This window comes from Protofrankia sp. CiP3 (assembly GCF_917627345.1).
In the GTDB taxonomy this organism is placed as follows: Bacteria; Actinomycetota; Actinomycetes; order Frankiales; family Frankiaceae; genus Protofrankia.
The window spans coordinates 1-11562 of the sequence record NZ_CAKJTM010000066.1 but is presented as its reverse complement, the minus strand read 5'-3'; the positions used below and the strand labels follow the sequence as shown (position 1 = coordinate 11562).

10 protein-coding genes are annotated in these 11562 nt (G+C 65.9%); 4 read left to right on the top strand and 6 right to left on the bottom strand.

Annotated features, from left to right (window positions below; all coding sequences use genetic code 11):
- Positions 1-252: 252 nt before the first annotated feature.
- On the top strand, positions 253-1485 hold the full coding sequence (locus MJ797_RS19000) for an ABC transporter substrate-binding protein (protein ID WP_239337110.1): 1233 nt from the start codon (positions 253-255) through the stop codon (positions 1483-1485).
- A 14-nt stretch (positions 1486-1499) separates the two neighbouring features.
- A complete protein-coding gene (locus MJ797_RS18995; RefSeq protein ID WP_239337108.1) occupies positions 1500-2840 on the top strand; it encodes a cytochrome P450 in 1341 nt (446 codons plus the stop codon).
- A gap of 79 nt (positions 2841-2919) precedes the next feature.
- On the opposite strand, the gene MJ797_RS18990 is transcribed toward MJ797_RS18995, so the two are convergent.
- From MJ797_RS18990 to MJ797_RS18975, 4 genes are all read right to left on the bottom strand, one after another.
- Positions 2920-5055, bottom strand: coding sequence for a bifunctional diguanylate cyclase/phosphodiesterase (locus MJ797_RS18990; protein ID WP_239337095.1), 2136 nt, complete (start codon positions 5053-5055; stop codon positions 2920-2922).
- 71 nt (positions 5056-5126) lie between these two features.
- Positions 5127-5954 carry an SAM-dependent methyltransferase gene (locus MJ797_RS18985; RefSeq protein WP_239337093.1) on the bottom strand — a complete coding sequence of 276 codons (828 nt, stop codon included), beginning with the start codon at positions 5952-5954 and terminating at the stop codon, positions 5127-5129.
- A 285-nt stretch (positions 5955-6239) separates the two neighbouring features.
- Positions 6240-6590: a hypothetical protein gene (locus MJ797_RS18980; protein WP_239337091.1), complete on the bottom strand. Its 351-nt coding sequence runs from the start codon at positions 6588-6590 to the stop codon at positions 6240-6242.
- 460 nt (positions 6591-7050) lie between these two features.
- On the bottom strand, positions 7051-7464 hold the full coding sequence (locus MJ797_RS18975) for a heme-binding protein (RefSeq protein WP_239337088.1): 414 nt from the start codon (positions 7462-7464) through the stop codon (positions 7051-7053).
- A 151-nt stretch (positions 7465-7615) separates the two neighbouring features.
- Between MJ797_RS18975 and MJ797_RS18970 the strand changes: the two genes are divergently transcribed.
- Complete coding sequence (locus MJ797_RS18970; protein WP_239337085.1) at positions 7616-8515, top strand: helix-turn-helix transcriptional regulator; 900 nt, start codon at positions 7616-7618, stop codon at positions 8513-8515.
- A 406-nt stretch (positions 8516-8921) separates the two neighbouring features.
- On the opposite strand, the gene MJ797_RS18965 is transcribed toward MJ797_RS18970, so the two are convergent.
- On the bottom strand, positions 8922-9866 hold the full coding sequence (locus MJ797_RS18965) for a sulfotransferase (protein ID WP_239337082.1): 945 nt from the start codon (positions 9864-9866) through the stop codon (positions 8922-8924).
- 170 nt (positions 9867-10036) lie between these two features.
- Between MJ797_RS18965 and MJ797_RS18960 the strand changes: the two genes are divergently transcribed.
- A complete protein-coding gene (locus tag MJ797_RS18960) occupies positions 10037-11026 on the top strand; it encodes a hypothetical protein (RefSeq protein ID WP_374582573.1) in 990 nt (329 codons plus the stop codon).
- Between the two features lie 95 nt (positions 11027-11121).
- Here MJ797_RS18960 and MJ797_RS18955 read toward each other — a convergent pair.
- Positions 11122-11562, bottom strand: a 441-nt coding sequence (locus tag MJ797_RS18955; RefSeq protein ID WP_239337076.1) for a tetratricopeptide repeat protein, incomplete at its 5' end; no start/stop codon positions are given.

Here is an 11562-nt window from a genome sequence, read left to right as displayed (position 1 = left end):
AGCACAGCCATGATCCTAAACGCGACGGCACGGCAAACGACGGCGTCAGGACTTCATGGCGGTCGAATAACGGGCCTTTCAGCTGCCCGTTCACGAAACAGCTGGCCCATACATCATGTTTTTTAAATCTTTTAATCCTTTTAGTCCCTTTATGGTTTTTGAAGAGGTACGGGATAGTTAATATCTGTTTCAGCAGTTTCGCCGTTCAGGAACCACGGGTTCTTCGGAACGTGCTCCTGGTAGGAGGCCCAGATGGACAGACAGCGCCGAACCGTCCAGCGGATCGCTGTCGCCGTGGCACGTGCCACAATCGCACTGACGGTGGTCGCATGCGGAGCCTCGCCGATCAGCGGCCACCCGGAAGGCCAGAACTGCACGGTCCCCGGCGTGACCGACAAAGAGGTCAAAATAGGCTTTCTCTACCCGGCCACCGGCCCGCTGGCGGACGGATTCCACGCCTTCCGCGCCGGCGTGGACGCGCGGCTGAGCGCGGCCAACGCGGACGGTGGGGTCAACGGCCGGACGCTGTCCTACACCTGGCGTGACGACGCCTCCGATCCCGCCACGAACCTCGTCAGCGCCCGTGCCCTGATCAACGACGACGGGGTCTTCGGGATCATCGAGACCACCGGGGCCGCGACCGGGTCCGCGCCGTTCCTGCATGAGCAGGGCATTCCGGTGACCGGCCTCGCGCTGGAACCGGTGTGGGGCGCCGACGACAACATGTTCACCCACCTGAGCTTCGCAAGCCCGGGATCCATCACCACTTGGGGTGACTACGCTGTTTCCCAGGGCGGTCGGACCGCGTTCATCCTGCGGACCGCGTTCTCCGAGACCATGCGCACCATCGCGGAGAACGTGAGCACGAGCCTGCGCACCGCCGGTGTCCGGATCGCCGGTTCCGCCGACGTCAGCCCTTCAGCCAGCCCGACCAGCCTCGGCGCCCAGATCAAGGCCAGCGGTGCCGACACCCTGATCGCGCTGACTGCCCCGGATGCCCTCGACCAGGCCCTCATCGGCGCCCGCAACGCGGGCGTACCGCTGAAGGTCACCCTGTCCTTCTCACCCGGCTACGACCAGAGCCTGCTCCAGAAGTACGGCCGGCAGCTCGCCGGAACCTCCTACTTCCTCGAGTACACCCCGTTCGAACTGGACACCCCCGCACACTGGGAGTTCCTCCGGGCCATGAACATGTACGCCCCACAGCTACAGCCCCCGGTCCAGGGCGGCGCGCTGTCCGGCTGGATCTCCGCGGATATGATGATCCGTGGGCTGCAGGAAGCCGGCATCTGCCCCACCCGCCAACAGTTCATCCACGGCCTTCGAGCCGTCCGGGACTACAACGCCAACGGCCTGCTGCCCGCGCCCCTCGACATGGCCACGAACGCCGGTCAGCTGAACACCTGTCTGTCGTTCGTCAAAGTCAGCGATGACGGTACCCGCTTCAATCCCGAGCCCACCGCCCGTTGCGGACGCAAAATATAAGGGAGACCACATCAATGCCAGCCACACCCACAGGCGTCGCGACGGCTCCCGGGCGCCTTCCGCTGTTCGGGCACATGCACCGGATGCTGACCAAACCGCGTGATTTCTTCGAGTCCCTGCGCGACAGGGGTGGCATTGTCACCATCGGCCTCGGGCCGACCGTGGCCTATGTCATCAACGAGCCATCCTGGGTGCACCAGATTCTCACCAGGGATGTCCACAAGCTCGACAAGGGCATCGGGTACGAGAAGTCAGCGCCGTTTCTCGGCAACGGGCTGCTGAACTCCACCGAACCGACCCACATGGCACACCGCCGGTTGATGCAGCCGGCATTCCACATAGCGCAGATCGCCGGCTATGCGGACCAGATGCGGGAGAGTGCCGAACAACGCGCCACCGCGTGGCGCGACGGCCAGGTGGTCGAGTTCGGCCAGGAGATCCATGCTTTCACGGTCGCCGTGGTATGCCGAGCCCTGTTCTCCGCCGATCTCGGTAACAGCGTCGCGGTCCAGGTGGAGGAGGCCCTGCCGGTCCTGCTCAAGGGCGTGACCAGGCGCGTCGCCCTCCCGATCGGCTGGTTGGAGAAGCTGCCCACCCCAGGCAACCGCCGCTTCAACCGCGCCCGGCATCGGCTCGACGACGTATTGACGCATGTCATCGCCCAGTGCCGCGCGCGGGGCGCCACCGACGGCAATCTGATGGCCATGCTGTTATCCGCCCGTGCGCAGGGCGATGGCCCCGGCCTGTCCGATCAGCAGATCCACGACGAGGCGATGGCCCTTTTCCTGGGTGGCGTCGAAACCGTGCGTGACGTGCTGAGCTGGGCCTGTCACCTCCTCAGCCAGCACCCGGACATCCAGCGAAGAGTGGCCGACGAAGTGGACACAGCCCTGGCCGGCAGGTCACTCGACCACAGCACCTTGGCCAGCCTGGGCTACCTGCGCCAGGTGCTGACCGAGACGCTGCGCCTTTACCCCCCTGCCTGGCTGCTGTCCAGACGGACCGTGACAGAAGTCGCCCTCGGAGAACACCGGATTCCGCCGGGATCTCATGTGCTGCTCTCCGTGTGGGCCATACAACGCGATCCGGCCGTCTACGCCGCGCCCAGCGCCTTCGATCCAGACCGATGGGGCGGTAACGCCGCAGCGGCACTGCCGCGCACATATTTTCTCCCGTTCGGCGCGGGCAACAGAAGCTGTATCGGTGAACCATTCGCCTGGGAAGAAATGATGATCTTTTTGGCAACAGTGGCGGCTCACTGGACACTGCACCCCAGCCCTGGCCACCGGGTACGCCCAAGCCGATCGCCGATGCTCCAGCCCAAGCGGATGCCATTGATCGTCCGTGCCCGCTGATCCGCTGGCGACCGCTCCCAGCGACCGTAAACTACTGCTTGTCTGAGTACTGTCGCAGGTCAGCTCCCAGCGTGGGCGTTCAGGAGCACACCTGTTCGGACTGGTACGTTCCTGGTGTCGCCTGGTGTCGCCTGGTGAGCCGGTGAGTGATTTCCTCGGGCGGTAGCGGTCGTGCGAAAAGGTAACCTTGCGCGGTATCACAGTCGACCGCTCGCAGCCGTTCGGCCTGCGTCGTGGTTTCGACTCCCTCGGCGGTCACCGTCAGCCGCAGAGAGTGCGCCAGCCCAACCATGGCCTGCACGATCTTCTCATCATCGGGGTCAGCTTTCCGCCTGGATCGAAGGCCTTCGACGAAGGGTCCCGCAAGTTTCAGGGTGTGCACCGGCAGACGCCGTAAGTAGGCAAGGTTGGAATAGCCGGTACCGAAATCGTCGATGGCGATCCGTACGCCCATGTCAGCCAGGGCGCGCAGCGCACGGAGCGGTTCATCGGCCGTGCCCATGAACGCGCTCTCCGTGAGTTCCAGCTGAAGCCGGTCGGGTGACAGCCCGGTGTCGCCGAGAACACGCTGGACCTGCTCCACCAGCTGGGGATCACGAGTCTGGCGGGCAGCGAGATTAACGCTGACGAACGGGCGGGCGGGACTGAGATCCTGCCAGGAGCTGGCCTGCAGACAAGCCAGGCGCAGCAGTCGTCCGCCGAGCGGCACGATCAGGCCAGTCTCCTCCGCGATATCGACGAAAAGGTCGGGGCGCAGCAGGCCGAAACGAGGATGCCGCCAACGGACCAACGCTTCGACACCGGCCATGGTGTCGTCCGCGAGTGTCACGATCGGCTGGTACTCGAGAATGAACTGGTCCTGCTCGAAGGCACCGGGCAGCATGGTGGCAAGGGTGTGACGGGTGATCTCATGGGCGTTCCGCTCGGCGTCGAACAGCGCCCACCGGCCCTTGCCGTCGGACTTGGCCCGATACAGCGTGATATCCGCAGCCCGCAACAGGTCACGGGGGTCACTTTCGGTGGCTGGGCGTTCAACAACACCTATGCTCGCGCTGACCGACAACAGGTGGCCGTCGACCTGTAGTGGTCTGGCCAGCTCCGCCAGTACCTGCTCGGCGACAGCGATCACATCGGCGGGCCCGGTGGAACCGGCTACCACGACGACGAATTCATCACCACCCATACGGGCGAACAGATGCGCTGGCGACAGCGTGCTACTGAGCCGATCCGCGAGCGCAACGAGCAGCCGGTCGCCCACATCATGGCCGAGGCTGTCGTTGACAGTCTTGAAGCCATCGAGATCGATGAAACACACTCCGACCCGGCCATCGGAACCGGCGACCATGAGATCACTGAGCCGTTCCAGCAGCAACGCGCGATTCGGCAGGCCGGTGAGTGGGTCATGAAAGGCCTGCGAACGCAGCTGGGTCTGCAACCGGTGCCGCTCGGTGATGTCCACGACCATGGACAACTGGACGCGGCAGCGGCCGTCGTCGTCACGCAGACACGAAATGGTCATGTCCGCCCACACCACCGCACCGCCCGCACCGGTGAACCGCTTCTCCAGCCGGATGCGTTCAGGGCCTGCGCCACGTTGGTGCCCATAAGCCGCCCGTACCTCCCCGGCATCCTCGGGATGAGCGAATTCGTCGATCCGCCGGCCGTGTATCTGCGCCGGACCGACCCCGAGCAGCTCCAGCAGCGCCCCGTTGGCCTCAATCACCGACCCGTCAGCGTCGCTGATCGCGATCCCGATCGCGGAACCGGCAAAGACCAGCCGGAACCGGGCATCGCTCGCGTACAGCGCCGCCTGGTGGATCGAATCCTGAGCAGCGAGAATCTGTTCCCGGAGAGCCTGCGTATACCCGTCCGCCAAACCTGCCTGAAGAGCCACCAGCCGGGCCGTGTACCCGTCTGCCATATCGAGCCCCAGGTCGTCGAGCAACCTGTTCCCGACGGCCCGGATACTGCAGGCCAGCGCATCGCCCGCGCCAAAGCGGTACTCAATGATGGCAGCGCCGATGACGACCGCGGGCGCTGTCACGAACGTTTCGGCGAGCAGAGCGTCGACAAGCCGGTCGGTCAGTACCCGTAACCGCCGCTCGACCTCAACCACATTGATTGTCAAACAGCTCGCATCGACGAGTTCCCGCGCCCACGCCAGCGCGAAGCGTTCGACGCCCCGCTGACGGGCAGCCGGGTGTAATGGCCTCACACATACTCCTCAAGAGCCTTTCACATGGCCAAAAATCACCTCGTACGGCCGTTTCCGGGCCGGGACATGAGCTACCGGCATCCCACCGCCGCGAAAAGTGTCGAACGTTCCGGGGCCGCGGCGAACGGATCCGCGGTACCGTCTCCCCCGTCCGGGCGCCACATCGGCAGGTGGACAAGGCCGGGGTCGACAAGATCATATCCCTTGAGCAGCGCCGCGATAGCCGACCAACGACGGGCAACGACGCCGGTCGGGGTGGCCTGGGACCGCTTTCCGAGCTGTTCGAGCTGTTCGATCTCTTCGGCCCGCCCGTCCGGGCTGATGTGAGACAACGCCAGGTAGCTGCCAGGCACGGTAGCCCGCCGGAAGGCATCGACAATGCCGGCGGGGTCGTCGCTGTCCCCGACGAAATGCAGGACGGCCACCATCAGGACGGCGATCGGCTGAGAAAGATCAAAAAATTCGGTGACAGCGCGGGAGGTCAGAATCGACTCCGGCCGGCGCACGTCGGCCTGCACGACGGTGGCCCGCGGATCATCGGCAAGCAGCATGCTCGAGTGGATGACCGCGATCGGGTCGATGTCAACGTAGACCACTCTGCAGTCCCGATTCACCCGTTGGACGATCTCATGGACGTTGCCCGCCGTCGGTATGCCCGAGCCAAGATCCAAAAACTGCGTGATACCCGCCTCCTTGGCAAGGAAACGTACCGCCCGGTGCAGGAAGAGCCGGTTGGACCTGGCGACCAGGTCAATATCCGGGAACACCTCCCGCGCCCGGTGGAGCGCCTCCCGGCCGACCGCGAAGTTGTGCGATCCACCGAGAGCGTAGTCGTAGGCTCTGGCTACGCTCGGCCGGCTGACATCGACATCCGCAGCCCAGCCCGGTGGCTCCTCCATCGTCACGCTCCCCCCTCTCACGGTTGACCAGCAACGTACTGTGAAGAAATAGTCCACGATAGCCACTCTGGTCACATCACCAGCCACGGCCGCCACGGTCGCCAGCGTCCCGGCCCCGAGCTCCTGGCGTGCTGGCGTTTGCTGGCAGCCCTGATCCAGGCAGCGGTTTCGGTCCTCGCGAGGGGCTTGACCTTCTCACTCCAAAATATGATCATGATATTCGGGCGGGCAGGCCAACGATCGACCGAGCGGAGGACCCGGCGGTCGAAACAGCGTCGCCGCAGCTCAGCAAAGCGGTGTCCAGCCTGGTGAACCCGGATGCCAGTCGATCTCGGTACGGCGCCCGGCGGGCTCCTCGGCAGGTGCCGGGCGTCGACGGAGAAGGCCGCCGTGCTGGTCGGCGGGCCAGATACCGGCCGGCCGCGTCACAGCCAGTAACGGATTCGCGGTACCCCTGAGCTCCACCGGCAGCCACGGCAGGATTGTGCCGTTGAGCCCAGTCATGATCAAATCATGAAGCGCGTCGACGTCACAGCCATGCGGCCCACTGGAACTCGCGGCGGCCTCAGCGCAATCATGGCTATGATCGATGTTAATAATCATGAAGTCATAGCTGCCGGACAGTCGTGCTCCCATCGGGAACCTGGTCCGGCCCAGCGGGTTCCGTCGCCTCGCGATGCACGCACCCCAACCCCGCTTCTTGATCTACACCCCTGCTGCTGGGCGCTCCAAGCAGGTGAGATGACGTACTGTTCGCACTCGCTGACGCTCTGCCTGGCGCTCCTGGCCCGGTCATCACGCTGGTCGAATTATCACAGCCCCCGAACAGCACCACGGGCATTGCCGGGCGGATTGGCCCCCGGCCGCTCACCGGCCTGTCCACCGGACGGCGCGGCCGCATCCACCCGTACCAGTCACTGCGTGGAGCCACTCCACCCCGGCGGGCCCATACCAACGGCCGCCCGCCCTGCCCCGGCACGGCGTTCATCCGCATCGCAACCGTTGGGCTTGGTTTCAGCGGGAGGAATGCCCGAACAGACACCACCACACAAACAGGGAGGAACAAGCAAGCTGAACAACAAGCTGGGAACATTGATCAACTAATGAGCGACGAGCCTTTCATGACCACTTCGGCGACAGCATGGTCCTGCTCCAGGTTGCCACCGGAGACACCCACAGCGCCGATGACTCTACCGGCCCCGTCAAGAATCGGCAGCCCGCCACCAAAAGTGATCAAGTCGACCGTGCCGCGCTCGATGCCGTGGACAGTGCCACCCAGCTGGCGGCTCTCGCCGATAGCGTCGGGGGCCGTTCGAAAGTAAGCCGCTGTCCTGGCTTTCTTCAGTGCGATGTTGATCGAGTCAAGCCACGCATCGTCCATGCGCACGAACTGAACGAGGTGACCACCAGCGTCCACGATCGCGATGTTCATACCCGCACCGAGCTCACGCGACTTGGCGATTCCCGCCTCGACACGGGCCGCGGCCTCGGCCTGCGTGATCGACCTCATGGACGATCCTCCCTGCTTCCTCGACGCACAGTAAATAGATCTTCACTATGACCTGAACTCCGGGGGCCCTCCAGGGTGAGTTATTCCCGGGCCGCGACTTCCTAGGACTCCGAGCACCAGGAACCTCAGACCGTGTCGCATAATCGCGCTTATGACGGTGCAAGCACGGGGGCATTTGACACTCAGCCAGTTCCTGAAGGCCAAGCGTGCGGCGATCTCACCGGAGGACGTGGGCCTGGCCAGCGCCATACGCTTTCGACGGGTACCCGGGCTACGTCGGGAGGAGGTCGCTCAGCTCGCCGGAATGAGCGTCGACTACTATACACGTCTGGAGCAGGGGCGTATGATCCATGCGTCCGACAACGTACTGTCCAGCATTGCCCGTGCGTTGATGTTGAGCCCAACGGAAGAGGAATATCTGTACTCGATTGCGAGAACGACGTCGGCCCACAAGCCCGCGTCACGCGAGGAAGCGGTTTCTCCCGAGACGCAGCTCCTGCTGGACAGCATCAATCATATTCCCGCGCTCATTCTTGGCCGGCGTACGGACGTGCTCGCCTGGAATGCCCTCGGAACGGCTTTGTTCACTGACTTCTCCAAAATCAAGCCCGAACACCGAAATCTGGCACGCATGATGTTCCTGGAACCGTACCTGCGACAGCTCTACACGGACTGGGAGGATATGGCGATCGGCTTTGTCGCGCGTCTCCGCAGGGATGTCACACTCTATTTGGACGATCCTCGGCTCGACGCTCTGGTGGAGGAACTGACCAGGCTCGACGCGGATTTTCGGCGCTGGTGGAACCAACACGGCGTGCGGACCATGACGTCTGGCCACAAACGGATGAATCATCCAATCGTCGGAGAACTGATCCTGGACTGGCAGATCCTGCAGGTTCTTTCCGCGCCCGAGCAGATAATCGTCGCCTACACCGCCCCGCCGGGTTCCATCACCTGGCAAAAGTTCGAGACGCTGGCCAAGTGGTGGGCGACACAGCCGGCGGCCAACCATCAGGACGAAAGTGCGCAAGCAGCGGAAATTGTTTCATAATACGATCTGGATTTTGTCCCCAGTGTCCACGAGATGCGGCCGTAAAATCCTTGCGCATGTGGTCTTCCGATAAACCGGGCGCGCTGAGCCCGCAGACTGCCAGCACCATCCTCACCATGCTCCAGACCCATAGTACGAACTCACCATGAGCCCAATAAGAACAACCGGCAATAGGGGTGTGGACCAGGGAATGAGACTGGGGTGCATGCATCGCTATGGACACGGAGAGTTACCAACGGTGGTTCGTGGCGACCGACGGGCCGGGGTACCCGCGCATCGCGCGGCGATGGATGGCGACAGATGGGGAGAGTGGTAACGCGAGGTGCGTGCCCCAGCCCCGCGACGCCGCGTCCCCTGCCCTGTTGCCGGGCGCTCGTGGCCAGATCCGCGCCTGGGAACAGGTGGTTCAGCCACCGTCATCGACGATGTCGGGCTCCAGGCCCGTGACGAGCCAGTCCGCGTACGAAAGGCCCGTGACCTGCTCCAAGAGCGCGATGTCCGCGACGAAGTACGGCAGCACCGCCGCCCGCTGTTCGGGGGTGAGCGGCGGCCGGCGGCCCTTCTTCCGCTGCAGAGCGGCCAGGAACGGGATGTGGACCGCCCGGCGTACCGGGGCCGGGAAGTGGTGGCCGATCTGGCCGCCCGTCCGCAGGATCGCGCGCAGGGCAGCGTTGACCGTCGTGTCAGCGACGAACGGCGTGACGTTCTCGGACGGTACCGCGGCAAGAGCCCCCGTGGTCACGCCGAGGAAGTCGCAGACCGTGTCGAGCGTCGCGGTCGGGGCATCGCGCAGCTCGCGGTAACGCAGCAGCAGGACCTGTTCCCGGGAGAAAAGGCCGAACAGGTGCGCCAGCTGGGCGCCGTACCGCCCAAGGGAGACATAGTGCCAGAACTGCGCCCAGCCGGCCTCCTGGCGCTGAGCCGCCAAGGCGCAGGCTGTCACGAAGTCGCGTTCGGGCTCAAGGCCCGCGGCCCACAGATGGGTCCAGTTCGAATGTGCACGATCGACCGGGTTGCGCAGCAGGACGATCAGCTTCACCTTCGGCAGCAGACGTTTGATCCGGTTCTGCGCGTCGAGGTCGTAGAGGTAGAACGGGGTCGACTCACCGCGCAGCACGCCGGGCGGCGCCGGGTCGAACAGCGCCTCGTAGTCGGCCCGCCGCCAGACGTGCTCCTGATAGGTCTGTGCGTCACCGGGCCCGCCACGAGCCGGCGGCGGGCCCTCGGAGAGGAAGAATTTGGGTTCCTTCACCGACGGCAGGAACAGCGCGGGATGGCGGCTGAGGGCGGCGTGCAGAGCCGTCGTCCCGGCCTTCGGCACTCCGATCACGAGAAAGTTGGGCAAGGCCACGGGCGGAACACTCCAGACACGACGAGGGGGTAGCGCGGCGACGGTGCCGCCGGGCAGATCCGCCCGCCCTCGCAGGATACGAGAACAGCACCTTTACCACCGGGCATATGGCAAATGGCCCCGCCTGGGGCGAGGTTGTGCACCGGGGCGCTAAAGTTCTCCAGGTGTCGATCACAGCCTCCTCCCTCAGCCCCACCCCGGCCATCCCGCTCCCCCGCCTCGAAGCCGCGGTGACGGTGGCGGTCCCGGAGGCCGACGGCCCGGGCAACTGGGCCGGCGCGCCGAGCGCGCTGCTGGTCGACGGCACCTACTACCTCGCCTACCGCCTGCGCCGTCCGGTCGACGACGGCCGCGGCTACGCCGTGGTGATCGCCAGCTCCGCCGACGGGGAACGGTTCACCGAGATCGCGCGGATCAGCCGTGAGCCGTTCGGTGCCGAGTCCCTGGAACGGCCCGCGCTGGTCCGCACCCCTGACCGACGCTGGCGCCTCTACGTGAGCTGCGCGACGCCGGGCAGCCCGCACTGGTGGGTCGACCTGCTCGAGGCGGACTTTCCCGACAGGTTCGAGCCCACCGCGCGGCGCACCGCGCTGCCGGGCGACGCGTCGATGGCCGTCAAGGACCCCGTTGTGCGCTGGCGGGCCGGGCGCTGGCACCTGTGGGCGTCCTGCCACCCGCTCGACGACCCGGCGGCCACGGACCGGATGGACAGCCGTCATGCCACCAGCGACGACGGCGTCAGCTGGACGTGGCGCGGCGTCGCGCTCGCGCCACGTCCAGGACACTGGGACGCCCGCGGCGTCCGCATCACCGACGTGCTCACCATCGGGCCGGCCACGGTCGCCTTCTACGACGGACGCGCGAGCGCCGCGGAGAACTGGTACGAGCGCACCGGGCTTGCCACCGCCGTCGTCTCCCCGGACGGGACCCCCACGCGGTTCAACGCCGTCGGCGCGGCCCCCCACGCCGTCTCACCGGACGGCGACGGGGCGCTGCGCTACGTGAGCGTCGTGGAACTACCGGATGGCGCCTACCGGGTCTACTACGAGGCCAGCCGTATCGACGGCGCCCACGAGCTGCGCACCGAGCTGCTCGCACCCGGCTCCGCCCCTCCCCGCGTCCCGCCGCCGGCACCCGCTGGCGACCGCTCGACGACGTGAGCCGCCGCTTGCCAGGCACCCAGCGCCGTCCGCGGCCGGCAGACCTGCCCTGGCCAGCGCACCCCATGACGATAATGACCGTCGCCACCGTGTGCCTACGCCCAGCTGGGCGGCGGACCAGGGTGGTGGTACGGGCCGGGTGCGGTAGCGGCAGGATCCTCGTCGGTGGCCCTGTCCGGCCGGCGGTCGAGCATGGCGGTGAGGGTGTCGAGTCTGTCGGCGTCGACATGCTCGCGTGCGATGGCGAAGAACGCCTCGTCGCCAAGATGTTCGCGCTGTGCGCGGAGCACGTTGAGCGCGGTGACGGCGTCGGGGGAGCCGAGCTGGAGGAGTGCGGCAAGGCCCGCAAGGGCGAGCGGGACGCCCTCGGCTGGCCGGCCCTGCCGGGTGCGCAGGTCGCCGAGGTTGGTGGAGGTGGCGGCGAGGCCGGCGCGGTCGCCGAGCTCCTCGCGGATGGCCAACGCCTGCTGGTAGCGGGCCTCGGCGGCCGGGTAGTCCCCCCGCCGCTGCGCCAGGATGCCGAGGTTGGTGTAGGT